We start from the raw sequence: 25194 nt of genomic DNA, 5'->3' as shown, positions 1-25194 counted from the left end.
AGGCCCGCCATTGGCTGCGGCGGGCTTGGATTTTCTCCGGATTTTCACCCTGCCGCGGGAGCCGCAGCCGTGCCGGCATCCGATTTCGCCGCGGCAATCTGCGCCCGCACCTTCTCCATGGTTCGCAGGTAGAAAGCCAGGTTATGCAGCGTGTTGAGGGTCGCGGCCAGCGGCTCGTGCGCCACCATGAGGTGCCGCAGGTAGGCGCGGGTGTAGCGGCGGCAGGTGGGGCAGTCGCACTCGGGATCCACGGGGCCCTGGTCCTCGGCGAACTGCTTGTTCTTCATATTCAGCCGGCCCTCGGAGGTGAAGAGCATGCCGTGGCGGGCAGCGCGCGTGGGCAGCACGCAGTCCATCATGTCCACGCCCATCTTCGCGTATTCGACGATCTCGTCCGGGAAGCCGACGCCCATCACGTAGCGGGGCTTGTCCTTGGGCAGATAGGGCAGCGTCTCAGCAATGACCTCGAGCGTCAGGTTGCGCGGCTCACCCACGCTCAGCCCGCCGATGGCGTAGCCGGGGAAATCCATCTCGACCAGGCGCTCGGCCGACTCACGGCGGAGATCCTTATACATGCCGCCCTGCACAATGCCGAAGAGATTGGGCTGGAGCCCGGCAAAGCCGTCCGGTCCCTCGCCGCGCAGGCCTGTGCCGGAATGATTCATGCCGCGATCTTCCACGCCGGGGATGTGCAGGTCCCAGGGGCGCTCGTGGCGGTGCTCGTCGAAATACTTTTTGCTGCGCTCGGCCCAGCGGAGGGTAATGTCGAGCGACTGGCGGGCGCGGGCGTAGTCGGCCGGATACTCGGTGCACTCGTCAAAGGCCATGCAGATATCCGCGCCGAGGGCGATCTGGACCTCCATGGAGTGTTCGGGCGAGAAGAAGTGCTTGGAGCCATCGAGGTGCGATCGAAACTCGACGCCATCCTCTTTGACCTTGCGTAACTCGTTGAGACTAAAGACCTGGAATCCACCCGAGTCGGTCAACATGGCGCGGTCCCAACTCATGAAGCGATGCAGACCGCCCATGCGCCGCACCAGCTCGTGGCCGGGGCGCAGGTAGAGGTGGTAGGTGTTGCCGAGGATGATGCGCGCGTCCAGTTCTTCGAGGAAGTGCTGCGGCAGCGCCTTGACCGAGGCGACCGTACCGACCGGCATGAAGACAGGCGTTTCGACGGCGGCGTGGGGCAGCCGCATGGTGGCGCGGCGGGCAGCGCCATCGGTGTGATGAATCTGGAATTCGAGAGACACTCTTAGGATTCTAGCCGCTGCTTTGCCAGGCAAGACCCCGGGGCCTAATGTCTTGCCCACTCGATTCGCAAAAGCTTGCCTCGGAAGTATCAGGGCACGGCCAAAACTGTGCCCTGATACAAAACCTCAGCTCGCGACCAACGGGAGCAGAGGCCGAAGGCGATCCGCCCTGCGCGCAGCAGCTAGAAGACCATCAGCGAGGAGACGCGGTTGTTCCAGGTGTGGCCGCCGCGGAAGGGGACACGGCGCAGGTCGGGGACCGAGTTGCGCAGGGTGACGCTGCCGTTGCGGAAGTTGCTGTCATTGAAGAGCCGCACCTGCGCGCCTCCGAAGATCTGCACGGAGGAGATGTTTCCACCGATGTTGCCGGGCAGGCCGGGCAGCTTATCCCCGGCACGGACGCAGAAGCGGTTTCCCCGGAAGGGCGCCGTCGTGAAGAAGCAGGCGCCGCGGCGCGGGTTGGGACGGTTGTTCCAGTCCGGGCGCCAGGCGTTGTTGTTCGGTCCGTAGGCCCAAGGGTCGCCCTGCTGACCCGGAGGCGGGCCGGGGCGCTGGCCCGGGGGCGGATAGTTCTGTGCAATGGTAGCGCTGACAGCGAGGAGTAGAGTGAGGACAGCGGCGAAACGCTTCATCGATTTCTCCTGATATTCCGGCAAGAACTGCGTAAACCTGCGGAGACCATCCGGCGGACGCCGCCATACTAGCCGAGAATCGGCATCCGGACCAGAAATTCGGAGTGAAATGCCGCCTGCCGCCCGCAAGCGCTTCCTGCTGATATCCGCAGCCGCTCAGGCGCTACACTTTTCCTTCAGGATTCCTCCTCCCGGGAAGTCGCCCTACCCATGTCCCAGCCGCATTTTCAGCCTCTGCCCGTCGCCCCGGGCCGTATCGAAGTCATTGTCGGGCCCATGTTTTCCGGCAAGTCCGAAGAGCTCATCCGCCGCCTGCGCCGTGCGCGCATTGCCCGGCTGCGCGTGCAGTGCTTCAAACCGGACCTCGATGTGCGCTATCACCGCACGGCGATCGCCTCGCACTCAGCCCAGACCCTCGACGCCTCGACCGTGGCCAATGTGGATGCACTGCGCGACGCACTCTATCCGGTGCTCGACGAAGTGGACGTGATCGGGATCGACGAATCGCAGTTTTTTGACGCGGCGCTGGTGCCGCTTGCACTGGACCTGGTGCATCGCGGCAAGCGCGTGGTGCTTGCCGGGCTGGATACGACCTTCGCGGGCGAGCCGTTCCCACCTGTTCCCGACCTGATGGCCGTAGCGGACGAGGTCACCAAGCTCTCGGCCGTCTGCATGGTGTGCGGGCAGCCCGCCATCCACACGCAGCGCCTCGGCGAGAGCCAGTCGCTGGTGCTGGTGGGCGCGGCCGGCATGTACGAGGCCCGCTGCCGCAACTGCTTCCGGCCTTATCAGGAAGAGCTAGCCGCCCGGCAGATGGAGCTGCCTACGGCGGCGAAGTAGGGCTCAGGGCTCAGGGCTCAGGGCTCAGGGCTCAGGTGAGAGATTCCCACCTGTCAAACACGAGAGGTGGGCACCCGCGTTTTCGTCTGCCTGACGGAGAACTGCAGGTTCCTCCACTTCACGGCCTGCGGCCGCTCCGGTCGGAATGACACGGTTTTTTCGTTTCCTATCAAGCTCTTTTGTTTCCCGCCCAAGCGAAGCTTGGACGGGGCACCCTTATTCTGCAGCTACTGGCGAACCGCAGGCCCCCGCGCTTCGGCCGGGTGTGCGGGTGAATTGGGTATATCCGCCCTCACTCAAGCCAAAACCGGGCTTGAATGAGCCACCTTTAAGATCTTCGCCTGACGAGAGAACCGCAGGTTCCTCCACTTCACGGCCTGCGGCCGCTCCGGTCGGAATGACACGGTTTTTTCGTTTCCTATCAAGCTCTTTTGTTTCCCGCCCAAGCGAAGCTTGGACGGGGCACCCTTATTCTGCAGCTACTGACGAACCGCAGGCCCCCACGCTTCGGCCGGGATGGCCGGGTGTGCGGGTGAATTGGGTATATCCGCCCCCACTCAAGCCAAAACCGGGCTTGAATGAGCCACCGTTAAGATCTTCGCCTGAGGACGGAGCTAGAGGTTCCTCCCCTTCGCGGCCTGCGGCCGCTCCGGTCGGAATGACATGGATGAGGGATGGATGATCGCGCCTCCTAGTAGCTGCCGGACACTACGTTCTCGAGGGGCTCACCCTTCAGGTAGCGGCGCACCTGCGCGGCGGCGAGGTCGATTGCGCGGCCGGTAAAGTGTGGGCTCGATCCGGCGACGTGCGGCGTGATGAGCAGATTCGGGGCAGACCACAGTGGATGCCCTTCGGGTAGTGGCTCGGGGTCTGTGACATCCACCGCGGCGCGGATGCGTCCCGACTGGAGAGCCGTCAGCAGCGCATCGGTCTTCACGACAGGACCACGTGCGGCGTTCACCAGCAGCGCACCCTGCGGCATCAGGCTCAGCTCCGCCTCGCCGATGAGGCCGGTCGTCTCCTCGGTCAGCGGGACAATGAGGACCACGATATCGACCTCGGGCAGGATCGGGTGGAGGCGCGAGATCGGCTCGACGCCCTCGCGCGCCGAACGCGCCATCCTGACGATCTCGACGCCGAAGGGCAGCAGGCGCTCCTCGATGGAGCGGCCGATGGAACCGTATCCCACGATCAGCACACGCTTGCCGTAGAGCTCATCCTGCAAAACCCGGAACTTCGCGGGATGCGGCCCGGGGATGAGACTGCGATAGATGCCATCCACCTCGGAAGCGCGCTGCCACTGACCGGTGTGCTGCAGATCGCGATAGAAGGGGAAGAATTTGAGCGAGGCGAGGATGGCCGCGATCGTCCACTCCGCCGTGGGGATGTTGTGCAGTCCCATGCCGTCGCAGAGCACGGCGCCCTCCGGCACCATGGGGCGCAACCAGTCGACGCCCGCCATCATGGCCTGCACCACCTTCACTCCATGCACGTAGGGCAGAGAGTCGCGCATGGCCACGGGGGAGGAGTGCGCCAGCCAGAATTCCACTTCGATTGCCTGCTCGGGCTTTGCCGGGATGCGCTCGATGGCGACCCCTTCCGGAAACTTTGCCAGCAGGTGCTCATCGATCCACTCCGGAACTCCGACCTTCAGCATGCACTCTCTCCTTGTTGTCCATGATGCAGCAAAAAAGCCCGGCGAAAACGCCGAGCCCTGTTGCCGCTCTCAGATCGCGACCGAAGGACGCGCCAAAACTCTTCGCAGTCGCAAGATGCGCGCGAAGGCTCGGACGGCCAGTCCCTAGTCCTTCTGATGGAAGATGTGGTCGTTGATGTCCGGCCAGAACTCCTTGAAGACAAACGTCAGGCCATCGAGACCGACACTGGTGGCCCAGCGCTGGCCGACCTTGGTCCAGTCGCGATCCGCGCTGGGATAGTAGAGCGCCGAGATCCCTGCTGCCGCGCCCGCGCCGACCACTTCGGAGTAGTTGAAGTTGCTCGAGCCGTCATCCTGCCGCGTGATGGCGATGCGCGAGAACGAATAGCCGAGCCGCTTGAGGAAGCTGCCGCGCTCCAGCGTGTAGTAACGCGGATCCTGATGCAGCGCCACAGGCACAAAGAACTCGACCATGTAGTTTTCGTCGATCTGGTCCGCCGCGGTGTGCCAGTAGTAGCGTCCGTAGCCGGCCGCGCCCTGGTGAAATTGCGGATAGGAGTTCTGCGCCTGCGAGATGCCGGCCAGGATGCCGATGAAGATGAAGTCCGAATAATCGAGGCTGTCTTCCGTGGCCCCGATGAACTTGTCCTTCACCGTCATGGGCGGCAGCTTGGCGTCCACCGAGACGGAGCGGAAGTTCGGCACGATGCCGAGAATGCGCTTGGTCTGCTTGCCGCCGGTGGCCGCCTGCGAGGCGTCCTGCGCCTGCGTGCCGGGGTCGTCGGGCAGATCCGCAGCCGAGGAGCTCGCGTCCGGCAGGTTGGCAAGCGAGGAAGAGGTTTCGGTATCGCCGCTGTGTGCGGCGGGCGTCGTCGTGGCCAAGGGCTCCGGCGCCTGCTGCGCAGAGGCCGAAGCAAAAGCCAGCGGCACTCCCAGCACAGCGATCGCCATCGCCTTAAGAGAAAAAGGGGAATTCCAATGCATGAAAGAGTTAACTCTTCTCCGCTCCGGATGATGGATATGTGTTCTAACCCGGAGACACACCATTGGACGCTTGAACGGAGGAATTCGACGCCAAATAGCGCAAACCGAATTTTCGGCATGACGAAAGTTACATCCTCGCCGGCAAAACGGTGATTACGGCTTCCCGGTAAACGCTTTGAGCGCGGTGAGCCCGACCGAGATCGCTTCTTTCGTCATGGTGTAGCCGAAGCGCACAAAGCCTTCACCCTGCGCCCCGAAGACCACGCCCGGAATGGTGGCCACGTGAGCCTTGTCGAGCAGAGTGGCGGCTGCCTTGCGGCTGTCCTTATGGATTTTGCGCGTGTCGGCAAGAACGTAGTACGCGCCGGCGGGCTTCTCGCATGAGAGCCCCACCTCGTTAAGCCCCTCCACCAGCAGGTCGCGCCGCTCACGGTACTGCTCGAGGCGGCAATCGAGATAGCTTTGCGGCATCTTCAATGCTTCGAGCGCAGCCCACTGCGTGGGCGTGGAAACGCCGATGACCGAATAAAGAATCACCTTCCGGAGACCGGTTATGAACGGCTCCTGCGCCACCGCGTAGCCGATACGCCAGCCCGACATGCCGTAACTCGTCGAGAGCGTGTAAGTCGTAATGGTCCGCTCCGCCATGCCCGGCAGCGAGGCGATGGAGACGTGCTCGCCCTCGTAGACCAGATCCTCATAGGCTTCGTCGGCGATCACCACCAGGTCGTGCTTCTTCGCAAATGTTGCTACTTCCTCTGCTTCGGCGCGGGTGAAGACCGTTCCCGAGGGGTTCTGCGGCGTGTTGTAGTAGATGGCCCTCGTGCTCGGGGTCGAGAACTGCTCGAGCGTTTGCGCGATGCCGCTGCGGCGCGCCGTCGCCGTGGGCACAAAGAGCGCACGGGCCTCGGCGGCGGTAATCATATCCTTGATCGGTGTCCAGTAGGGCGAAAAGAGCAACACGTCGTCACCGGGGTTCAACACCGCCTGGAAGGCGGCATAGAGGGCGTGCATGCCGCCTGCGGTGACGAGAACCTGATCGATCGAGGACTTGATGTGGTTCTTCGCCTGAAGCTTGCCCGCGATGACCTCGCGCAGCGGCTCAATGCCCGATGACGGCGCATAGCGCGTGCGATTCTCTACCAGCGCCTTCACCATCGCGTACTTCACGGGTTCCGGCGTCTCGAAAAAGGGCTCGCTGCTATGGAAGGCATGCACGGTCTGACCCGCGGCACGCAGTTCATATACTTTGTTGCGGATCTGGACGATATCGGAAAAGCCGACCTCATCGAGGCGGCGCGCAAGATGATGCGATTTCTTCTTGGTCGTCATGAAGACATCCTGGTCTCCAGCCTCTGGCGGGCGGGGACCGATCAGCTTAGCGCATCTGCGCGATTTTGGATGCTATTCTGCGAGCGCATGCGCCGCTCGAGTATCTGGTTCCTCATCGCCTTCCTGTGGCTTATCGACGCCGGCATCAGTCTGCACAGCGGAGGGCTGCGGCGAGCGGCCCTGCCTGGGGCGATTCTGGGGATATTTCTTCTGGTCGGACTGGTGCATCGCAAACGCGAAGAGGCGGCGCAGGCCATCGCCAGACGCCGCCCCCGCATTTCCGGACAGACTAAGTAGCCAGCAGGCCGGTGTAAACGGCCATACCGGCGACCGCGTCGACGCCGAGGTGATCGAGCGCGTCGATCTCCGCCTGCTCACGGATGCCGCCGGCCACGATCAGGCGACGTTTCGTGAGGTTGCTCAGCGTCTCCGCACGCTCCACCGGGAAACCGCTGAGCGTGCCTTCGGTGTCGACGTGGGTGTAAAGGTACGCGCCGCAGTAGGGGTCTAGCTGCGCGATGGCCTCTTCTGGCGTGAGCGAGACCTGCTCCTTCCAGCCTTTGACGGCAACCTTGCCGCCTTTTGTATCAACGCTGGCTACAAATTGCTCGTCGCCGATGGCGCTCGAGAATGCCGCGGCAATCTCGGTGTCGACCGAATCGTGACGGAAGAGCACCGAACCAATGATGACGCGCTTTGCCCCTGCTGCGAGCAGCTGCTGCGCGCGCTCCGGCGTACGGATGCCGCCGCCGACCTGGCAGGGCAGGCGGCTGGCAATCTTCTCGATGATGGCGGTGTTGTCGCCCTGGCGCATGGCGGCGTCGAGGTCGATGAGCTGGACTGTGGAATATGTCGAGAAGCGCTCGATCCAGTATTCGAAGTCATCGAAGGCGAGCTTGAGCTTTTCGCCCTGCACGAGCTGGACGATACGCCCGCCCATCAGGTCAATGGAAGGAATCAGCATGGGAGCCTCATGGGAACGCCTGCCCGTGCGACTTCTTCTTTAAGAGCGCGCGCGTCGGCAATGCCAAAGTGAAAGATACTCGCGGCGAGTGCGGCGTCCGCCTTGCCAGCGAGAAAGACCTCAGAGAAATGCGCCGCCGAACCTGCGCCGCCCGAGGCGATGACCGGAATCTGCACAGCTTCGCTGACGGCTGCAGTCAGCAGGCAGTCGAAGCCCGCGCGTGTGCCGTCGGAGTCCATCGAGGTGAGCAGGATTTCGCCCGCGCCGCGCTGTTCGGCCTCACGCGCCCACTCGACAGCGTTGCGGCCAGTGGGCTTGCGTCCACCTGCGACGAAGACTTCCGCCTCTTCGGGAGACTTGTCTCCACGGCGTGCGTCGATGGCGACGATGACGGCCTGCGCGCCGAAGCGCGAGCCGATCTCGTCGATGAGTTCCGGCCGCGAGAGCGCGGCGGAGTTCACACTGACCTTGTCTGCGCCCGCATCGAAGACCGCTGTCGCGTCGTCAAGCGTGCGGATGCCTCCGCCGACGGTGAACGGGATGAAGAGACGCCGCGCGGTGCGGCGCACGGTTTCGATCAGCGTGCCGCGTCCTTCGTGCGTCGCAGTGATGTCGAGCAGTACGATCTCATCCGCGCCCGCGAGCGCGTGGCGCGCGGCCAGCTCCGAGGGATCACCCGCATCGATCAGATCAACGAACTGGACGCCCTTGACGACGCGGCCATCCTTTACATCGAGACAAGCAATGACACGACGCGTCAGCATGGCAGCTCCACAAAATTGCGCAGGATGCGGAGGCCGGTAACGCCCGACTTCTCCGGATGAAACTGCACGCCCATCACGTGATCGCGTTCGGCAGCCGCCGTGAATGCGCCGCTATATTCGGTGGTACCCACGGTCTCATCCGTGACCGGCGCGCGGAAGGAGTGCGTGAAGTAAACGAAGCTGCCGTCCGGCACGCCTGCGAGCAGGCGCGAGCCTTCCTTCACGGCAACAGCATTCCATCCGACATGCGGCACTTTGCCGCCGCCATCGAAGCGCGAGCATATCGCGGGGAAGAAGCCGAAGCCCGGCGCATCGGGAGCCTCCGTGCTGCCTTGGTAGAGCCACTGCAATCCTACGCAGATGCCGAGCAGCGGCACGCCTTCGGCGACGCGCTCGGCAATAGCCTGCTTGAGGCCGTGCTGCTCGAGAAAGGCTGTGCCACTGAAGTGGCCGACACCGGGCAGCACGATCTTCGAGGCCTTGCGCACCACGTCGGGGTCCTCGGTGACCTGGGGATGCGCCTCGACCGCGCGCAGCGCCTTGATCACCGAGGTGAGGTTGCCGGCCTTGTAATCGATGACGGCGATCACAGCAGACCCTTTGTGGAGGGCAGCATCTCGCCAAGCTGCTTGTCGCGCGAGCAGGCCACGCGCAGAGCGCGGGCGAAGGCCTTGAAGAGCGCTTCGACCTTGTGATGATTGGAACGGCCGTACATCGTCTTGATGTGCACGTTGGCGCGAGCGCCGCGGGCGAAGCCGTCGAAGAAGTCATCGACCAGCTCCGATTGCAGATCGCCGACGAGGCGCGTCTTTACCTTGGTCTTGATGACCGACTCGACGCGGCCACTGAGGTCGACAGCGGCGAGGCCGAGGGTTTCATCCATGGTCATGACGAAGTAGCCCGCGCGCCAGATGCCGCGCTTGTCGCCGAGTGCCTGATCGAAGGCCTCACCGAGCGCAATGCCCACGTCTTCTACAGTGTGATGCTGATCGACATCGAGATCGCCGGTGCAGGTGAGATCGAGATTGAAGGCGCCGTGGCGCGTGAAGAGCTCGAGCATGTGATCGAAGAAGCGGATGCCGGTGGAGACGTTGTACCTGCCCTCACCTTCGATTGTGAGCTTCAGCTTGATCTGCGTCTCGGCGGTCTTGCGATCGATGACGCCGACTCGCTTTGTCGTGCTTACCGCTTCTTCCGCTGCGGCTTTGGACTTCTTCGTGGTCTTTGCTGCTGCTTTCTTCGCCATCAGGCTCTTTCTCCTGTCCATTGAATCTCGTTGAGTACTGCGGCCATCGCTGCGATGCCTGCGATCGTATGCTCACGCGTGCCGATAGTGATGCGTACGCAGCCGTCGCAACCGGGGTCGCTTGAGCGGTCGCGCACCAGCACACCGCGCGCGTGCATGGCCTTCGAAAAGGCTGCATGCTGCGGGCCGATCTTCGTGAGCACGAAGTTGGCCTGCGAGGGCCACCAGGGCACACCCAGGCTGCTGAGCGCGGCGGTGAATTCTTCGCGCGCCTGCTTCACCTCGTTCACGTACCAGTCGATATAGGCATCGTCTTCGAGCGCCGGCGGCAGGCAGGCAAGCGCGAGCGCGTTCACGCTATAGGGCGAGATGACGCGGCGCAGCCACTGCATCGCCGATTCATCCGCGGCCAGGAGGCCGAGGCGCAGACCGGCAAGGCCGTAGACCTTCGAAAATGTACGCGCGACGATTACATTTGGGATCCGGCCGACGAGATCCATCACACTCTGGCCGTAGAAGTGGTAGTAGGCTTCATCGATCAGCACCATCGCGTGTGGCGCGGCCGCGATCACCTTGAGGATGTCTTCGCGCGAGATCGTCTGCCCCGTGGGACTGTTGGGGTTGGCGATGGCGATGAGCTTGGTTTTGGGCGTGATGCGCGAGAGCAGCGCCTCGAGCGGAAAGCGGAAGCCTTCAGCAGCCGGCACTTCGACCAGCCTCCCTTCTGTCGCCGATGCGTAGACGCCGTACATGGTGTACGTCGGCACAGGCAGCAGAAGCTCGTCGTCCTTATCGAGATACGCCTGGCACAGAACATGGATCGCTTCGTCCATCCCGTTGGTGAGCAGCGCCTGCGACGGCTGAATACCGAGCTTTGCCGCAACGATGGCCTCGACCGGCGTGCGTTCGGGATACATCGTCAGGTCGCCGCGCGTGACACGCTGCAACGCCTCAAGCACCTTCGGCGAACAGGCGAAGGTGTTCTCGTTGAAGTCGAGACGGAGACCGCTACGGTCGCCAAGCGGCGGATGATATTCCTTGATCTTTTTTACGAGCGCGCGGGGCTCGGGAGCCGCTACGGATGCGATGAATTCGCTCATGCGTCTTTCCCTTCTGCCAGCGCCTTCAGCCGTACCTCGATGGCTTCAGCGTGGCCTGTCAGGCCTTCGGCCTTTGCCAAGGAGACGGCTGCGGGGCCGAGCTTCGCGAGGCCCTTTGCGGTGTATGACTGCACGGTGATGAGCTTCACGAAGTCCATCGCGCTGAGGCCACCGCGCACACGGGCGAGGCCGCCGGTGGGCAGCGTGTGATTCGGGCCGGAGACGTAATCGCCGAGCGGCTGCGCGCTGTATTCGCCGATGAAGACCGAGCCTGCGTTCTCGACCCACGCGAGATCTTCTTCGGTATCGACGGTGAGGTGTTCGGGCGCGAGCGCGTTCGTCAGCGTGCGCGCTTCTTCCTGCGACCTGGCGACGAGAATCAATCCGTTGCGCTGGATGGCTTCGCGCGCTGTTGCGTTGGACTTCACGCGCTGCTTCACCTCTGCGGAGACGGCGGCGGCGAGATCGGCGCGGGTGGTGAGGAAGATGGCGAGCGCATCGGGATCGTGCTCGGCCTGCGCAACCAGATCGGAGGCGATGCCAGCGGGCGTGCCCGCATCGCTGGTGACGACGATCTCTGTGGGCCCGGCAAGCATATCGATGGCGCAGTCGAAAGAGACGAGCTTCTTGGCCGCGGTCACGTAGGCATTGCCGGGACCGACGATCTTGTCGACCTTCTGCAGGCTCTCCGTGCCGTAAGCGAGCGCAGCCACAGCATGCGCGCCGCCCAGGCGATAGAACTCGGTGATGCCGAGCAGGTGCGCGGCGGCGAGCGTCTCCGGCGCGGGCTTCGGCGAGACGGCGACGATACGCGGCACGCCAGCAACCTGCGCAGGGATCGCTGTCATCAACAGCGTCGAGGGTAGCGGGTAACGGCCGCTCGGCACGTAGCATCCAACTGCGCCCAACGGACGCACACGCTGGCCGGTGGTGACGCCGGGAACAGGCGCAAAGTCCCAGTCCTTCGGCTTCTGCTTCTGCGCAAAGGCGCGGATGTTCTTCGCAGCAGTCTCGAGCGTGCGGCGCATCTCGGGCGCGATCGCATCCCAGGCTGCCTTCAGCTCTTCCGCGGGTATTTGTAACGGCGTCTGTGGCGAAATCCCGTCAAGCTGCTGGGCATAGCGGCGCAGGGACTTATCGCCACCCTTGCGCACGCCATCGACGATGCGCTTCGCTGTCGGCGTCACGCGCTCCCAGGTATCGCTGCGGCGGGTGAGCAGTTCGCCGATGCGCCGCTTTGCAGCGGCGCTCCGGGTTGTCATGACCTTCATCTAGAGAACCACCTTGTTCAGCGGATACTCGACGATGCCGGTTGCACCTGCGGCCTTGAGCTTCGGCACCACTTCGCGGACCACACCTTCTTCGAGGATGGTATTTACCGCGCACCAGGTGGAGTTGCTAAGCTGCGAGACAGTCGGCGAATTCAGCGCGGGCAGAATGCCGAGGATGGCATCGAGGTTGTTCTTCTCGACGTTCAGCATCAGGCCAACCTGGCCCTGCGCGTCGATAGCCGCATTGAGCATGAGCGCAAGGCTGTCGATCTTGTTCTTCTTCCATGAGTCCGCATACGCGCCCTTGTTAGCGATAAGGCGCGTCTCGCTCTCCATGATGGTGTCGATGATGCGCAGGCGGTTGGCGCGCAGCGAGCTGCCGGTCTCAGTAACTTCGACGATGGCATCGGCAAGCATGGGCGGCTTCACTTCCGTCGCGCCCCAGCTAAATTCGACCTTCACGGGCACGTTCTTCTCGGCGAAGTACTTCTTTGCGACTTCGACCAACTCAGTCGCGATGACCTTGCCGGCGAGATCTTCGGCCTTCTGATACGGCGAATCTTCGGGCACGGCAAGCACCCACTTCACACGCTGGCGGCTCTGCTTTGAATACACAAGGGCCGTCACGCTCTCGACTTCGAGGCCACTCTCGACGACCCAGTCGATGCCGGTGAGGCCTGCGTCGAGCACGCCCTTTTCAACGTAGCGCGCCATTTCCTGCGCGCGGATGAGCATGCACTCGATCTCCTTGTCGTCGATCGAGGGAAAGTAGGAGCGGCCGTTGGCGTAGATGTTCCAACCGGCGCGCTGGAAGAGAGCGAGGGTGGCATCCTGCAGGCTGCCCTTGGGGATTCCGAGACGGAGCTTCTTCGTGTTCGACATGATTACTTGGCCTCCTTGGCGGCAGTGCTGGACAGGGTGATGGGACGGGTGAAGCAGCTGACGGTGCCTTCGTGGCAGACCAGACCATCACCTTCCACCTCGACGCGAAAGAGCAGGGTGTCATTGTCGCAGTCGGTTGCGGCCTCGACCACGCGCAGGCGGTTCCCGCTGGTTTCGCCCTTCATCCACAGCTTCTGCCGGGTGCGGCTCCAGAAAGTCACAAAGCCGGTCTCGAGCGTCTTCTCGTAGCTGATGCGATTCAGAAAGCCAACCATCAGCACCTCGCCGGTCTTCGCATCCTGCACGATGCCCGGTACCAGACCTTCCATCTTCTCGAAATCAATCGTCGTTTCGCTCATCGTCTCGCCATTCCTGTTTTCTTTGCTGACGCAAAAAGCCCGCCGGGCTGGTTGCGCCGGCGGGCTTTTCAAGATCCTGTAGTGGGAGGGCTTAGTTCTCTAAGCCAGACAGGTCCGCCGACACGTTCGTCACGTGATGGTGATGATGACGATGGTGGAGATGAACCTGCATCTGTTTTCGAAACTATCCGCTCACTCCGATGCTGTCAAGCGAGCGGCAGGATGCACGAGCAATCGACGGTCAGGCGCGAACGTTGAGCAGCTCCGAGACGGTGCGCGCCAGCTGGTGCAGGCTAAAGGGCTTTTGCAGGTACACGGCGTATTCGGTTGCCGGACCGTGGATGAGCGCCGCCTGCTGGCCGGACATGAGCACTACGCGTGCTTCCGGATGACGCAGACGGATCTGCTCAGCGAGGATCTCCCCCGAGACATCGGGCAGCAGCAGGTCGGTGATCACCAGGTTGAGCGGGCGGGAAACGGTGCGAGCCCACTGCATGGCCGAATCGGCGGTGCCACAGGAAATGACCTCGTAGCCACGGGCGATCAGGAAATCCTGAATGAGCTTACGCAGCTCCTCGGCATCCTCGACAAGGAGAATGAAGCCGCCGGGATTGTCGACGCCGGCGCTCTCGGGAGCAGGGATAAAGATGTCGAAGCGGGCGCCCTGGCCCGGCGCGCTCGTGAGCCGAATGCCTCCGCCGGACTGCTGTACCACGCTCTGGACCGAGGCCAGTCCCAGGCCGCTGTTGCGGCTGCGGGACTTGGTGGAGAAATAAGGTTCGAAGGCATGGGCCCGCGTCTCTTCGGCCATGCCGATGCCGGTATCCCGCACCACGACGTGGATGTAGCGGCCGTGGGGCAGACCGAGCTCGGCGTCGTCTCCAGCCAACAATGCGCGCCGGGTGGAGATGTAGAAGGTTCCACCCTCAGGCATCGCGTCGCGCGCGTTCACGGCCAGGTTCAGGATGCTCTCCCGCCACTGGCTCTCGTCGGCAAAGACGCTCCAGAGGTTTTCATCGAGGTGCATCTCGAGGACGACGTCACGGCCAAGTAGCGCACGCAGTGCGTCGCTCTGCTCCTCGAGCACGCGGTTCAACTGGATCTGCTCACGCCGCGACTGCTGCTGATGGCCCTGCATCAGCCGGTGCGAGGCCAGCTCCTGCGCATTGCGCACGGTGCGGGAAATCAGCTGTGCCTGCAGCTCGGGATCGCCTTCACCATCCTGCATCTGCTCGGCGACGGCGAGTATGACCGTGAGGAGATTGTTGAAGTCGTGAGCCAGGCTGCCAGAGGGCGCCGCATCCATCTCGCGGCGGTTCGCGCGACCCACCAGCCGGGCGGGCCGGGGCGATTCCAGCTGAAGAGGATAACGAACCATGGAGAAACGCGCCGGGCGGTCCTGCCAGCGGATCGGGAAGGAAAAAACTTCTACCGGAATGCGCGTATTGCCGAGGAGGTGTTCGGTCTGGAACTCGCGGCTCACTCCCTCCATGCCTGCGCTCAGGGTCAGGCGGAGCTCATCGCGATATTCCGGAGGGATCATGCGTTCGATCCCTTCTTCGAGAAAGGTCTCCCGGCTGAGGCCGTACTTCTGTATCGCCGCCTCATTGACTTCCACGATGCGGAACTGTTCGCAGTCCATCACGAACATGGGCCATGGGGAAGCAAGCAGAATCTCGCGGCACAGTTCCTGGGGCCAGCCAACCATGTCGTCCTCGGGGCCGGTCTGTGTGCCGGCCTTTGCCTGGTAAGCAGCGATTCCGTAATTCGAGGAAATCCGCTCTTCGTTGATCCGCATGAAACCTACTTCCTGACGTCTGAGGGATAACACCCGTTGCCACCCGTTTACCGGGCAATGCTTACCGGAGAGTCGCCTTATGCACAGCTACGCATAAAGGCACGCAAGGCGGCCCCGGCTGGGGGAGATCCATTCGCGATCAGGGAAGAACGAAGAACAACGGTGTTGCGGACTGCCTGCCGGCTTTGGTTTTCCCTTTGCCGGACTCGTCTATTGGTTCAATCTTCGGGTTTTACGCTTTGGACTTCGAACGCGTCGCCTTGCCAGCCGGCGCCTTTTTACTTACAGACTTGGCGACCGCCGCTTTCGTTGCTACTGCTTTCTTCGCGGCCGGAGCCTTCTTCGCGACAGCCTTCTTTGCCGGCTTCGCCGCAACCTTCACCGGAGCCTTCTTTACAACGGCCTTCTTCACCGCAGCCTTTTTCACTGCCGTTTTCTTGGCTGCAGCCTTCTCACGGACCGCGATGGTCTTCTTTGTGAGCGCCTGGCGCAGTTCTTCCAAATCAACCGGACGGGCAGACTTTCTCAATCGCTCGATATCGTAGTACGCGCGACGCTCGCCGAGGAATACATGAACGACGAGATCGACGTAATCGATCAGCACCCACTCACCGACGCGACGGCCTTCCACCGAATTGGGGAGAATGCCGAATTCACGCTTCAGCTTCGCCTCAACTTCGTCGGCGATCGCCGTCGTCTGCCGCTCATTCGTACCGCTGGCGATCAGGAAGAAGTCGGCAAAACCGGCGTCCGAGGCATCGAGCTCGAGAATGCGGATATCTTCGGCCTTTTTGTCTTCACATGCGGCAGCTGCCGCCATCACCATCGCGCGGACTTCGTTTGACGCCATATTTTCGAGTTATCTCTCCTAGGGACCCTTCATGGTACCGTGACCCACCCTCGCATTGCCAATGCAAACCCAGCGGATGACAAGAAAAAGCCCGTGGTCATCGGCCTTGATTCTGGTTCCGGTTCGCGATTCTGGCGCGGTAAAGGCCATGTGTTCGGATGTACCCAGTCACAGCCGGATTGAGCCGCTCATCGACCTCCGCGTGCTCCGTCCGGATCTCCGTAGCCGACACCTCTTCCGCCAGATCGGGCAGCAGGTACAGCATGGAGCGGCCCGACGGATGCTGCACGGTATACCCCCGGCATCCTGGCCGGTCTTCCGCAAGCCCCTCCACCCGCACGCCGGGCGGCAGGGTCAGCGCCGCATGGTCGAGGACGAAGCCGGGCCGCGCGCCCACCACCAGGTCGCTCTCCGCGAAGAGGCCCACCGCATCATGCCACTTGCCGAGCGTGAGAAAGGAATCCGCGCCCATGATGCAGTAGAGCCGCGCTCCGGCAGGCAGCTCGCGGCGCAGGCGACGCAGCGTGTCCACGGTGTAATTCGGCTCGCCATCCGGCATCGGCGCATCCGCCAGCGAGACTTCGAGCCGCGGATCGCCCGCGATGGCCAGCTCCAGCATGGCTACGCGATCGGCAAAGGGAGCCGCGTCGCCGTGCTTGAGCGGCTGGCGGCCCACCGGAGCCAGCAGCACCCGCTCCAGGTGCAGCTGATCGGCCGCAAGACAGGCCAGCGCCCGGTGCCCCAGGTGCGGCGGATCGAAGCTGCCCCCGAAAAACCCAATCCTCATGTCTCGCATTGTAGGTGGCGCGAGAGTCCGCCACAGCAAGCGCTGCCGCCGCTATGCTGGAGGGGATGCCTGCACATGCCTATATCGGCCTCGGCGCGAACCAACCCTTCGGCCAGCTCTCCCCCGCCCAGGTACTGGAAGCGGCGCTGACGGCGCTCACCGAGGCCGGCGAGGTCGTCGCCCGCTCTTCGCTCTACCTGACCGCGCCGGTTGGCTATGAGGAACAGCCGGACTTTCATAATGCAGCTGCATCGATACGGACGAACTTCGCACCCGAGGTGCTGCTCGACCTGCTGCTGGAGATCGAGCGCCGGTTCGGCCGGGATCGTGCTGGGGCCGTCGTGAAGGGCCCGCGCACGCTCGACCTCGACCTGCTGCTGATGACCGGCGAGGACGGCGAGCCGATCCGGCGCGAATCCGAGCGGCTCACCCTGCCTCATCCCGCCATTGCGGACAGACGCTTTGTGCTGGCGCCGCTGGCCGAGATAGCACCCAAACTCGAACACCCGATCCACCAAGAGACGATTGCTGCCCTTCTGGATGCGTTGGCCGACGAGGGTCCCAATGCCCGTTCCGCGGTGCAGCGGGCTGGAAAGCCCGGCCAGAACAACGAACACCAAGGCAATAAGTAGAGAATCGGATTCCCCCCATGCGACAAGCGCTCCTGCTGCTCACCTTCGGTCTCGCCGCCTGCGGTATGGCCCTTGCCCAGGCCCCACTTTTGCCACACGGACGCGTGCTCGACAGCAGCGGCGATTCCATCGCGGGAGCGGAAGTCCGCGATAAAGATCACCACCTGCTTGCGGTTTCAGATGCCGATGGAAACTTCAGCGTGCCCTCCGGCATACATACCCTGTTCGTCTCCGAAGGCGGATTTGCCACTGCAACGGTGACAAATCCTACGCAGGTGTTCCTTGTCACGCTGACAAGGCTTGAAACCGTGAACGTGACCGCCTATCGCACGCCGCTGCCTGCGCTCGATAGCCCGGCCAGCGTGCGCGTGGTCAGCTCCGCGCAGTTGCAGCAATCCTCTGCGCCGCTGCTCGACGGCAAACTGCGGCAGGTTCCAGGCTTCGAGCTCTTCCGGCGCTCGAGTTCGCTGGTGGCTAACCCCACCACGGAGGGAGTCTCCCTGCGCGGGCTCGGCTCGACGGCAGCAAGCCGCTCGCTGGTGGTCTTCGACGATGTGCCGATGAACGATCCCTACGGCGGCTGGATTCACTGGGACGAGCTGCCCGCGCCGGTGATCCGCTCGGTCGAGGTGGTGCGCGGCGGCGCTTCCGACTTATACGGATCGAGCGCCATCGGCGGCGTGGTGAGCCTGCTGCCCGCGCAGCCTCCTGTGAATGACGGCGCGAACTTTGCGCTAGACACGAATTACGGCGCACTTGAGACAACCGACGACAGCGGTATCGGCGCGGTTCGCCATGGCGCGTGGTCGGCGCTGGGCGCTGCCGGCGTGATCGCCACCGACGGCTACACGCTGGTGGCGCCGAACCTGCGTGGGGCTGTGGATCAGCCCTCGAATGTGCACGCGCAGAATGGCTACCTTGATCTCGACCGGCGGCTTGCCGGCGACGACAATCATGTGTTTCTGCGCGGCAACGTGCTGAACGAGGCGCGACACAACGGCACGCCGCTCACGACCAACGGCAATCGCCTATGGCGCTACGCCGCGGGTACGGACTGGCATGAGCTTTCGCTGCGGCTCTTCGGCGACGACGAGCATTACCGGCAGACCTTCTCGAGCATCGCCACCGGACGCGGATCGGAGACGCTGACGCGCTACGCCGAAGACCCCGCCGCCGAACTGGGAGCAGCAGCGCATGTCCACCATGCCTTCACTCCGAAGCTGCTGGTGATCGCGGGAGCGGACACGCACGATGTGCGCGCCTCGGACGACGAAATTCTTTTCACCGGCAGCGGCGGCACGCTGACCACGACGGGGCGCCAGCGCCAGACAGGCGTCTACGGCGAAGCCCTGGCAACGCCGGGACCATGGACACTCTCGGGCTCTGCGCGTGTCGACCATTTTTCGAATTTCGACGCGGAGCAGTTCGCCAGCGCGACCGCACCGAAGACGCTGCCAGCGTTCAGCGAGACTGTCTTCGATCCGCGCCTTGGCCTTTCGCGGCGCATCGGACCCCACTTTGCACTTTCGGCCTCGGCCTTCCGCGCCTATCGCGCGCCTACGCAGAATGAGCTTTATCGCACCGGACAGGTCGGGCAGCAGCTCACCGAGCCAAACGCCAACCTGCGCTCGGAACGCGCCACAGGCTGGGAAACCGGAGCACAGGCCGAACTGCCGCGACTGCGCTCGAGCGTGCGCGTGAGCTGGTTCTGGACGCAGGTGAACCGGCCGATCACGGCACTGACGCTCTCAACTACGCCGACGCTGACCACGCTCATCCGCGAGAACCTGGGCCAGATCGAGAGCCGGGGATTGTCCGCGGACTATGCCCTAGCGCCCGCGCCCTGGATTTCGCTTGAGGGTGGCTACCAATTTGCCATCGCAACGGTTACAAAATACGCGCAGGAACCGCAGCTGGTGGGCAACTGGATTCCGCAGGTGGCGCGAGAGATGGCCACGGCGCGGCTGCGTCTTACCAGTCACCGTCTCGGCTTGCTCAGCCTCGAGGAGCGGACCTCGGGACGGCAGTTCGACGATGACGCGAACCAGTACCTGCTCCATCCGTACTTCCGCTTCGACGCCTACGCTACGCGCTCGGCAGGCAGGCATCTCGATATCTATGCGTCCGGCGAGAACCTCTTCGATCGCTCCATCGAAGTAGGCCGCACGCCGATTCTCACCCTGGGCACGCCACGCACGGCGAAGATCGGTCTGCGCCTGCACTGGGGTGAGTAACAAGGGAGAATCGCCAAGACTACGCACCCTCTTCTTCCACTCCCGGTTGCGAGGTGGGCGCGATGCTGGGGATCTCCGGGGCTTCTCCTACGGGATAGAGGAACTGCAGCGGTGAGCGCACCGCCCGGCCCAGCACGTAGCGCAGGATCGACAACCGCTCGCTCTGCTTCACTTCGTAGGCGCGCAGCGCCACAATAGATGCGATGGCGAAGCTGACGCCCAGATTGAGCACGAAGGTGACGCCGATGCCTGCTACTGCCGCGTAAAACCAGTGCGCGCCGAAGGCGGCCGTGCCATAGCGTGCAGCAGCCAGCGCCAGCATCCCGGTGTTCAGCGTGACGTGGCGTACATCGAGCGGCACGCCGAAGAAGTGCGCGATCTCCGGCGTAAAGCCGAGCAGGAAACCGAGCACGATGCTGGTGCTCCAGCTGGCGATGTTGTGTTCGAACCAGCGTGCGATCTTCTGCATGCGGCGCGCGCCGAAGCGATGTCCGAGCGGGTGCGCGGCAATGGCCTCGGGCACGCGATTGAAGACAGCGAAGTTCTCGCACCATCCACCGATGAGGCCGGCCAGCCAGAGGATAACTCCGGTGAGCGCGGCGTCGAAGGCCGTGGCAGAGGTGAAGGGATGCAGTGTCTCGTAGACGTGCTGCGCCGTCTGCTCGGGCAGATAGTGCGAGCGGAAGAGGTGCAGCCACAGCCGCTCAAAGGCGAGCGCACCGAGACAGACCGCGAAGACGTTCCCCAGCGCGGCGGCCAGCTGCGTGCGGCTGATGGAAGCGGCGAAGTCGGCGATCTTGCTGCGGCGTGACGCGCCGCGATTCTGGCGAATGATGCCGGCCAGCGTCGCCGCCGTCATCGAAGGCTGCTTGGTGGCGAGCGCGAGGCCGAAAACCTGTAGCAGGATGAAGCTGATGGCGTAGTTGAGGCCGATGAGGAAGCCTTCGACGAAGGGCGGAAAGTGGCTCTCCACCACGCGCAGCTTGAGAGCCGCGGTGAAGACAGTGAGCAGGCCGCCGCCGATGGCCGCGAGCCACATCTGGCGATACTCACGCAGCGAGTGCGCAATGTAGTGCTCGCCGCCGAAGCCGGTGCGCTCCACCGTCTTGCGGGCGAGCAGGTTCAGGTTCTGGCGCACCAATGCAGAGATGCGCGTGTCCTCGAGCAGGCCGGAGACCAGCGTGTTGAGCAGCTGGCGCGCCGCGAAGGATGGCTTTTCGACGGATACGCGCGCCGGGGCTTCGCTACCGGGCGCAGCCTGCACTTCCGGCGCGGGATGCATGCCCGGTTCGACCAGCGTGGCGGCCAGCATCTCGAGACGATCGAGGGCAGCCTCCATGCTGGTGATATCGAACATCAGTCCGGTGCTTACGCCGGCCTCTTCCATGTGCAGACGAACCTGGTTCAGCTCCTCACGGCAGGCGTGCAGCGCCGCACACCAGCGATGCCATGCTTCCCGCGACTGCACGGAGTCCTCGACAGTGACGAAATCCTCCACCGCGAAGATGAGCCGATAGAAAGGCGATTGTTCGGGCGTCTGCGTACTGCTGCGCTGGCGGATGGCCGGATTCGCGCCACGCCCCGCCACGCGAGCGGCCAGCAGGCGCATGGCCTGATGCAGGTTTTCGCGCACGCCGGGCAGCGCCTCAAGGCCGCCGGACGGCCAGAGCAGGCGGGCGAAGCGCGTGAAGATGAATCCGTCGATATTGCGGAAGCGCTCGACGGCCTGCGGCGAGGAAAGCACGGCGGTGAAGAGCCTCGCCGTATCGACGTGCTCGCGGGCGCTTGGCAGCAGGCGCTGGAAGATGCGGCGCGTGGCCTCCGGCCAGAGCGCATGCTGCACCGGGATACCGGCGTCGGCAAAGAACGGCACCGAGTCGAGCTGCGCCACCGCGCTGCTCCAGCTGGCGCGGAAGCGCTCGCGTAAGGCGCGATCCTGCTCCAGCATGCGGACCCAGCGCAGCAGTCCGGCCGTGAAGGCGCGCTCGGTGGGCAGCGTCCACAGGGAGGTAAAGAGCGCGATGGCGCGGCGCGTCTGCGCGGGCAGCGTGTTCGCGCTGCAGAAGGCCTCAGTGAGCTGGCGCAGCTCGGACTCAGGCCGCGCGAAGACCGGCTCCTGCCGGCGCCGCCAGAGTTTCCGGAATGGATTCTTCATGTTCATGCATTGGATGCGGATACGGCCCCGTTGTTCGCGCTTCTCCGCCGTTCCCCCGGAAGTGTTAAAGGACTATACCCCACCTGTAGACCGGGACGTCGCTTCGTGGGATACCAGCAAACCCTGAAATGCGGGAAGCTAAGGGTGTTGAGAGGCACCCACTCAAGGTTTCAGGAGAACGCACATGATTCAGATCATCCTCGCTATCGCCTTCCTCGCCATGATCGTCACCCCGGCCGTCATCGCTGCCACTTCCGGCAAGAAGGAAACCGAGATCGAGCAGGACGAGCTGGACATGCATGTCCCCGGCGCCGAGGCGCTTAGCCCGGCTGCCCGCCGACAGATGGCCGCACGCAAGAGCGCGCAGAATGTCCCGGTTGTCGCCGCCACCCTGCCGATGCACGGCACCCTCGGCATGGCGAACCGCTAGGTTTTAGCTCTACCCGTTTTACCTTCACAGACGATAATTCGACCCGGGCGCGAGCCCGGGTCATTTTTTTCGACAAAGACCATCCTCATGGCGCTGACGGCGCCTGCCCCGCGACGCTTTTCAGTTCGGAGACAAGCGCATCCACCGCATCATCGAAATTCCGGTCGTGCGTCTTTTGCAGATTCGCTCCCTCAATCGGCCAGGTGATCGCCCAGAGCGCATAGTGGGTTGGGCGGTCGTAGATCACCAGTCGCACCTGCGGCAGCGGATCCGATGCGCCCTTCGTCTTGTCGGCATTCTGCGGCCCTTTCGGGGCGAGCAGCTGGACGGCGAAAACCAGGTCGGCTCCCGCCGGATCACCCACCAGGTCGTAGCGTCCCCATTGCCGCAGCGCGGCGTAGAGCTGGTTATAGGCACGCGATTCCGTTCCAGTGAAAGGGTGCGGAAACAACCCTCCATCCGAGCCTTCATTGGAAAGAAAGACGGTTTTCGCCTGAGCGATCTTCGCCGGGATCGGCGCAGGCGCGGAATCTGCTCCGTAAGCCGCCCGTACCATCCCCGGAAGCACCATCGTTACAAGGCAGAACCACAAAACACCTGTTCGCATCGTCAGAGCTCCTTTTGCCGCGACTTCCCGGCTGCCCGCAAAGACGATTCCTCCCGGCCGATGGTTTCGCTTCTGCACCGGGATATCCGGCCCTGAATGATAAAATTTTCTTTCCGGCCTGTGTTTTAAGCCCATTCCACGCAGTCGAGACGCATCCTTGCCCGAATCCAAGAAGAAGCCCTCCTCCAAGTCTGTCCGCCCCGCGCCCGTCACCTACGCCTCAGCCGGCGTCGATATCGCCAGCGGCGACCAAGCCAAGGAGCGCATCAAGGAACTGGCCAAGCAGACCTTCAGCCGCAATGTGCTTGGCGGCATCGGCGGCTTTGGCGCGCTTTTCAAGTTCGACGCAAAGAAGTTCAAGGACCCGATCCTGGTTTCGAGCGCGGACGGCGTGGGTACCAAGCTCAAGCTGGCCTTCCAGCTCGGCATTCACGACACCGTGGGCGCGGACCTCGTGAACCACTGCGTGAACGACATTGCCGTGCAGGGCGCGACGCCGCTGTTCTTCCTCGACTACCTGGCTACCGGCCGGCTCGAGAACAAGGTCATCGAGAAGGTCGTCACCGGCCTGGCCACGGCCTGCCGCGAGAACGGCTGCGCGCTGATCGGCGGCGAGACGGCGCAGATGCCCGGCTTCTATGCGGATGGCGAGTACGATCTGGCCGGCTTCATCGTCGGCGTCGTCGACCGCGACAAGCTCGTGACCGGGGCGAACATCAAGACCGGCGACCTGGTGCTTGGCCTGCCTTCGACCGGCCTGCACACCAATGGCTATTCGCTGGCCCGCAAGCTGTTTTTCGAGACCGCAGGCTACAAGCCGAACGAGCGCGTGAAGGCCATCAAGGACAAGGCCGGTGCTGCATTGATGAAGACCCACCGCAGCTACCTGCCCATCATCCAGAAGCTCACTGCGGCGAAGCTCGTCGAGGGCATGGCCCACATCACCGGCGGCGGCATCACCGAGAACGTGCCCCGCATCCTGCCCAAGACCGTTTCGGCCGAAATCGAGCTAGGATCCTGGCCGGTGCTGCCCGTCTTCGAGCACCTGCGCGAGCTGGGCTCGGTGGAGCAGGACGAGATGATGCGCACCTTCAACATGGGCGTGGGCCTGACCATCGTCGTCCGCCCGGAAAAGTACAAGAAGGTTGCCGCGCTGCTCGCAAAGCTCAACGAGCCGCACTACACCATCGGCCGCATCGTGAAGGGCGACCGCAAGGTGGTTTACACGCAGAAGTAATCCGCAGCCAGCCATTCGCCATAAAGACGGCTAGTGATGAAACGGCCAGCAGCCAGTATGGCTTGCTGGCCGTTCTTGCGACTGGCGACCAGGCGATCTGGCACGAACCGCTGCTCCGCTGACGGCTACAATGTGCCCATGCCAATCTTTGAGCCTTCCGGAGAAGGACTGAAGCAACTCATCGAGCTGGGGCTCGCTTTTCTGCTCTCCGCTGTAATCGGGTTGGAGCGGGAGATCCGCCACAAGAGCGCGGGGCTGCGGACCTACACCGTCGTCGGCACCTCATCGGCGCTCTTTCTTCTCATCTCGAAGTATGGATTCACCGATGTGCTGCACAACGGCACCATCGTGCTCGATCCGTCGCGCGTGGCTGCGCAGATCGTGACCGGCATCGGCTTTATCGGCGCCGGGCTGATCTTCATCAAAAACGATCGCGTGGCCGGGCTGACCACGGCTGCGACGGTGTGGCTGGTGACCGGAGTCGGCATGGCCTGCGGCGCTGGACTGCCCCTGCTGGCCATCGCCTCGACCGTGGCGTACTTCATCGTGGCATTTGTCTTCCCGCTTCTGCTGCGCATGCTGCCCGGAGGACGTCTGCCCGCAGAGCAGGATGGCCGCAACGAGCACGATTAGCAATCAAGAAATTGGGGATAAAGCGGTTAGCAGGCAGGCATAAAACGGCCAGCAGCCTCCGCTGACGACCAGCCGTTGCACAACTCACTGCTTTCACGCCTACCTGCTGACCGCTCCAAGGCTTTGCTAACCTGAACAGATGGCCCCCGCAAAACGACTCGGCATTCTTCTCTCAGGACGCGGCTCCAACTTTATCGCCATCGCCAGGAACATCCGCGAAGGCAGGCTCTCCGGCTGCGAGATCGCTGTCGTCATTTCCAACAAGGCCGATGCACAGGGACTCGCCTCTGCCGAAGCGCTGGGCCTCAAGGCTGTAGCCGTCGAAGCGAAGGGACGCAAGCGCGCCGAGCATGACGCCGAGACCATCGCCACGCTGCGCGAGCACGGCGTCGACCTGGTGATCCTCGCCGGCTACATGCGCCTGCTCTCGCCGGATTTCGTGCGCGCGTTCCCGAACGCGATCCTGAATATTCATCCCTCACTGCTGCCGGCCTTTCCCGGCCTCGATGCACAGACGCAGGCCTTCGAATACGGCGCGAAGGTCGCGGGC

At 63.4% G+C, this 25194-nt stretch carries 26 protein-coding genes; 8 read left to right on the top strand and 18 right to left on the bottom strand.

Annotated features, from left to right (window positions below; all coding sequences use genetic code 11):
* Positions 1–44: 44 nt before the first annotated feature.
* Together QM649_RS14980 and QM649_RS14975 are read right to left on the bottom strand one after the other, a co-directional pair.
* On the bottom strand, positions 45–1250 hold the full coding sequence (locus QM649_RS14980; protein ID WP_415199864.1) for a tRNA guanosine(34) transglycosylase Tgt: 1206 nt from the start codon (positions 1248–1250) through the stop codon (positions 45–47).
* Positions 1251–1432: 182 nt separating this feature from the next.
* The gene (locus tag QM649_RS14975) at positions 1433–1882 is read right to left on the bottom strand and encodes a peptidase inhibitor family I36 protein (RefSeq protein WP_415199863.1); all 450 of its coding nucleotides are present in this window, start codon (positions 1880–1882) and stop codon (positions 1433–1435) included.
* A 210-nt stretch (positions 1883–2092) separates the two neighbouring features.
* On the opposite strand from QM649_RS14975, the gene QM649_RS14970 reads away from it, so the two are divergent.
* Positions 2093–2722 carry a thymidine kinase gene (locus QM649_RS14970; protein ID WP_415199862.1) on the top strand — a complete coding sequence of 210 codons (630 nt, stop codon included), beginning with the start codon at positions 2093–2095 and terminating at the stop codon, positions 2720–2722.
* A 691-nt stretch (positions 2723–3413) separates the two neighbouring features.
* On the opposite strand, the gene QM649_RS14965 is transcribed toward QM649_RS14970, so the two are convergent.
* From QM649_RS14965 to QM649_RS14955, 3 genes are all read right to left on the bottom strand, one after another.
* A complete protein-coding gene (locus QM649_RS14965) occupies positions 3414–4379 on the bottom strand; it encodes a 2-hydroxyacid dehydrogenase (RefSeq protein WP_415199861.1) in 966 nt (321 codons plus the stop codon).
* A gap of 144 nt (positions 4380–4523) precedes the next feature.
* A complete protein-coding gene (locus QM649_RS14960) occupies positions 4524–5363 on the bottom strand; it encodes a hypothetical protein (RefSeq protein ID WP_415199860.1) in 840 nt (279 codons plus the stop codon).
* 153 nt (positions 5364–5516) lie between these two features.
* Positions 5517–6695 carry a pyridoxal phosphate-dependent aminotransferase gene (locus QM649_RS14955; RefSeq protein ID WP_415199859.1) on the bottom strand — a complete coding sequence of 393 codons (1179 nt, stop codon included), beginning with the start codon at positions 6693–6695 and terminating at the stop codon, positions 5517–5519.
* 87 nt (positions 6696–6782) lie between these two features.
* On the opposite strand from QM649_RS14955, the gene QM649_RS14950 reads away from it, so the two are divergent.
* A complete protein-coding gene (locus QM649_RS14950) occupies positions 6783–6992 on the top strand; it encodes a hypothetical protein (protein WP_415199858.1) in 210 nt (69 codons plus the stop codon).
* Here the strand turns inward: QM649_RS14950 and QM649_RS14945 are convergent.
* The 11 genes from QM649_RS14945 to nadD form a co-directional block, all read right to left on the bottom strand.
* Positions 6985–7659: a HisA/HisF-related TIM barrel protein gene (locus QM649_RS14945; RefSeq protein WP_415199857.1), complete on the bottom strand. Its 675-nt coding sequence runs from the start codon at positions 7657–7659 to the stop codon at positions 6985–6987. The genes QM649_RS14950 and QM649_RS14945 overlap by 8 nt on opposite strands.
* Entirely contained in the window at positions 7653–8423 is a 771-nt protein-coding gene (gene hisF, locus QM649_RS14940; protein ID WP_415199856.1) for an imidazole glycerol phosphate synthase subunit HisF, read from the bottom strand. The genes QM649_RS14945 and hisF overlap by 7 nt, the downstream gene beginning before the upstream one ends.
* Positions 8417–9013 (bottom strand): imidazole glycerol phosphate synthase subunit HisH, encoded by a 597-nt coding sequence (gene hisH, locus QM649_RS14935; RefSeq protein WP_415199855.1) that lies wholly within the window; start codon positions 9011–9013, stop codon positions 8417–8419. The genes hisF and hisH overlap by 7 nt, the downstream gene beginning before the upstream one ends.
* A complete protein-coding gene (hisB, locus tag QM649_RS14930; protein ID WP_415199854.1) occupies positions 9010–9669 on the bottom strand; it encodes an imidazoleglycerol-phosphate dehydratase HisB in 660 nt (219 codons plus the stop codon). The genes hisH and hisB overlap by 4 nt, the downstream gene beginning before the upstream one ends.
* Complete coding sequence (gene hisC / locus QM649_RS14925) at positions 9669–10769, bottom strand: histidinol-phosphate transaminase (protein WP_415199853.1); 1101 nt, start codon at positions 10767–10769, stop codon at positions 9669–9671. The genes hisB and hisC overlap by 1 nt, the downstream gene beginning before the upstream one ends.
* Positions 10766–12040, bottom strand: coding sequence for a histidinol dehydrogenase (hisD, locus tag QM649_RS14920; protein ID WP_415199852.1), 1275 nt, complete (start codon positions 12038–12040; stop codon positions 10766–10768). The genes hisC and hisD overlap by 4 nt, the downstream gene beginning before the upstream one ends.
* Positions 12041–12922 (bottom strand): ATP phosphoribosyltransferase, encoded by an 882-nt coding sequence (gene hisG, locus QM649_RS14915; protein ID WP_415199851.1) that lies wholly within the window; start codon positions 12920–12922, stop codon positions 12041–12043. It abuts the gene before it with no gap.
* A gap of 2 nt (positions 12923–12924) precedes the next feature.
* Positions 12925–13353, bottom strand: a complete 429-nt coding sequence (gene hisI / locus QM649_RS14910; protein ID WP_415199850.1) for a phosphoribosyl-AMP cyclohydrolase — start codon at positions 13351–13353, stop codon at positions 12925–12927.
* Positions 13354–13522: 169 nt separating this feature from the next.
* On the bottom strand, positions 13523–15079 hold the full coding sequence (locus tag QM649_RS14905; protein ID WP_415199849.1) for an ATP-binding protein: 1557 nt from the start codon (positions 15077–15079) through the stop codon (positions 13523–13525).
* Positions 15080–15311: 232 nt separating this feature from the next.
* The gene (gene rsfS, locus QM649_RS14900; RefSeq protein WP_415199848.1) at positions 15312–15929 is read right to left on the bottom strand and encodes a ribosome silencing factor; all 618 of its coding nucleotides are present in this window, start codon (positions 15927–15929) and stop codon (positions 15312–15314) included.
* Positions 15930–16026: 97 nt separating this feature from the next.
* Complete coding sequence (gene nadD, locus QM649_RS14895) at positions 16027–16716, bottom strand: nicotinate (nicotinamide) nucleotide adenylyltransferase (RefSeq protein ID WP_415199847.1); 690 nt, start codon at positions 16714–16716, stop codon at positions 16027–16029.
* A 65-nt stretch (positions 16717–16781) separates the two neighbouring features.
* Between nadD and folK the strand changes: the two genes are divergently transcribed.
* A complete protein-coding gene (gene folK, locus QM649_RS14890; RefSeq protein ID WP_415199846.1) occupies positions 16782–17348 on the top strand; it encodes a 2-amino-4-hydroxy-6-hydroxymethyldihydropteridine diphosphokinase in 567 nt (188 codons plus the stop codon).
* A gap of 17 nt (positions 17349–17365) precedes the next feature.
* Positions 17366–19582 (top strand): TonB-dependent receptor, encoded by a 2217-nt coding sequence (locus tag QM649_RS14885; RefSeq protein ID WP_415199845.1) that lies wholly within the window; start codon positions 17366–17368, stop codon positions 19580–19582.
* A gap of 19 nt (positions 19583–19601) precedes the next feature.
* Here the strand turns inward: QM649_RS14885 and QM649_RS14880 are convergent, their stop codons facing one another.
* Positions 19602–21737, bottom strand: a complete 2136-nt coding sequence (locus QM649_RS14880) for a hypothetical protein (protein ID WP_415199844.1) — start codon at positions 21735–21737, stop codon at positions 19602–19604.
* A gap of 184 nt (positions 21738–21921) precedes the next feature.
* Between QM649_RS14880 and QM649_RS14875 the strand changes: the two genes are divergently transcribed.
* Positions 21922–22167: a hypothetical protein gene (locus QM649_RS14875; protein ID WP_415199843.1), complete on the top strand. Its 246-nt coding sequence runs from the start codon at positions 21922–21924 to the stop codon at positions 22165–22167.
* Positions 22168–22252: 85 nt separating this feature from the next.
* Here the strand turns inward: QM649_RS14875 and QM649_RS14870 are convergent, their stop codons facing one another.
* Complete coding sequence (locus QM649_RS14870) at positions 22253–22945, bottom strand: hypothetical protein (RefSeq protein ID WP_415199842.1); 693 nt, start codon at positions 22943–22945, stop codon at positions 22253–22255.
* Between QM649_RS14870 and purM the strand changes: the two genes are divergently transcribed.
* From purM to purN, 3 genes are all read left to right on the top strand, one after another.
* The gene (gene purM, locus QM649_RS14865) at positions 22932–24011 is read left to right on the top strand and encodes a phosphoribosylformylglycinamidine cyclo-ligase (RefSeq protein ID WP_415199841.1); all 1080 of its coding nucleotides are present in this window, start codon (positions 22932–22934) and stop codon (positions 24009–24011) included. The genes QM649_RS14870 and purM overlap by 14 nt on opposite strands.
* Before the next feature lie 138 nt (positions 24012–24149).
* Complete coding sequence (locus tag QM649_RS14860; protein WP_415199840.1) at positions 24150–24644, top strand: MgtC/SapB family protein; 495 nt, start codon at positions 24150–24152, stop codon at positions 24642–24644.
* Positions 24645–24783: 139 nt separating this feature from the next.
* A partial coding sequence (purN, locus tag QM649_RS14855) for a phosphoribosylglycinamide formyltransferase (RefSeq protein WP_415199839.1) occupies positions 24784–25194 on the top strand: 411 nt, incomplete at its 3' end.

The sequence above is a fragment of the Silvibacterium sp. genome (assembly GCF_047605705.1).
In the GTDB taxonomy this organism is placed as follows: domain Bacteria; phylum Acidobacteriota; class Terriglobia; order Terriglobales; family Acidobacteriaceae; genus Silvibacterium.
The sequence above is the reverse complement of the archived record's forward strand: the minus strand, read 5'-3'. Positions and strand labels throughout refer to the sequence as shown.

Excerpts from the sequence above, each read along its gene's own strand:
- QM649_RS14875 (WP_415199843.1), top strand. The coding sequence starts at position 21,922 with ATGATTCAGATCATCCTCGCTATCGCCTTCCTCGCCATGATCGTCACC.
- hisC (WP_415199853.1), bottom strand. The coding sequence starts at position 10,769 with ATGAGCGAATTCATCGCATCCGTAGCGGCTCCCGAGCCCCGCGCGCTC.
- QM649_RS14965 (WP_415199861.1), bottom strand. The coding sequence starts at position 4,379 with ATGCTGAAGGTCGGAGTTCCGGAGTGGATCGATGAGCACCTGCTGGCA.
- QM649_RS14945 (WP_415199857.1), bottom strand. The coding sequence starts at position 7,659 with ATGCTGATTCCTTCCATTGACCTGATGGGCGGGCGTATCGTCCAGCTC.
- folK (WP_415199846.1), top strand. The coding sequence starts at position 16,782 with ATGCCTGCACATGCCTATATCGGCCTCGGCGCGAACCAACCCTTCGGC.
- QM649_RS14905 (WP_415199849.1), bottom strand. The coding sequence starts at position 15,079 with ATGCGGATCAACGAAGAGCGGATTTCCTCGAATTACGGAATCGCTGCT.
- QM649_RS14960 (WP_415199860.1), bottom strand. The coding sequence starts at position 5,363 with ATGCATTGGAATTCCCCTTTTTCTCTTAAGGCGATGGCGATCGCTGTG.
- QM649_RS14975 (WP_415199863.1), bottom strand. The coding sequence starts at position 1,882 with ATGAAGCGTTTCGCCGCTGTCCTCACTCTACTCCTCGCTGTCAGCGCT.
- QM649_RS14950 (WP_415199858.1), top strand. The coding sequence starts at position 6,783 with ATGCGCCGCTCGAGTATCTGGTTCCTCATCGCCTTCCTGTGGCTTATC.
- hisG (WP_415199851.1), bottom strand. The coding sequence starts at position 12,922 with ATGTCGAACACGAAGAAGCTCCGTCTCGGAATCCCCAAGGGCAGCCTG.
- nadD (WP_415199847.1), bottom strand. The coding sequence starts at position 16,716 with ATGAGGATTGGGTTTTTCGGGGGCAGCTTCGATCCGCCGCACCTGGGG.
- QM649_RS14860 (WP_415199840.1), top strand. The coding sequence starts at position 24,150 with ATGCCAATCTTTGAGCCTTCCGGAGAAGGACTGAAGCAACTCATCGAG.
- QM649_RS14880 (WP_415199844.1), bottom strand. The coding sequence starts at position 21,737 with ATGAAGAATCCATTCCGGAAACTCTGGCGGCGCCGGCAGGAGCCGGTC.
- hisD (WP_415199852.1), bottom strand. The coding sequence starts at position 12,040 with ATGAAGGTCATGACAACCCGGAGCGCCGCTGCAAAGCGGCGCATCGGC.
- QM649_RS14885 (WP_415199845.1), top strand. The coding sequence starts at position 17,366 with ATGCGACAAGCGCTCCTGCTGCTCACCTTCGGTCTCGCCGCCTGCGGT.
- rsfS (WP_415199848.1), bottom strand. The coding sequence starts at position 15,929 with ATGGCGTCAAACGAAGTCCGCGCGATGGTGATGGCGGCAGCTGCCGCA.
- hisF (WP_415199856.1), bottom strand. The coding sequence starts at position 8,423 with ATGCTGACGCGTCGTGTCATTGCTTGTCTCGATGTAAAGGATGGCCGC.
- QM649_RS14955 (WP_415199859.1), bottom strand. The coding sequence starts at position 6,695 with ATGACGACCAAGAAGAAATCGCATCATCTTGCGCGCCGCCTCGATGAG.
- hisB (WP_415199854.1), bottom strand. The coding sequence starts at position 9,669 with ATGGCGAAGAAAGCAGCAGCAAAGACCACGAAGAAGTCCAAAGCCGCA.
- QM649_RS14970 (WP_415199862.1), top strand. The coding sequence starts at position 2,093 with ATGTCCCAGCCGCATTTTCAGCCTCTGCCCGTCGCCCCGGGCCGTATC.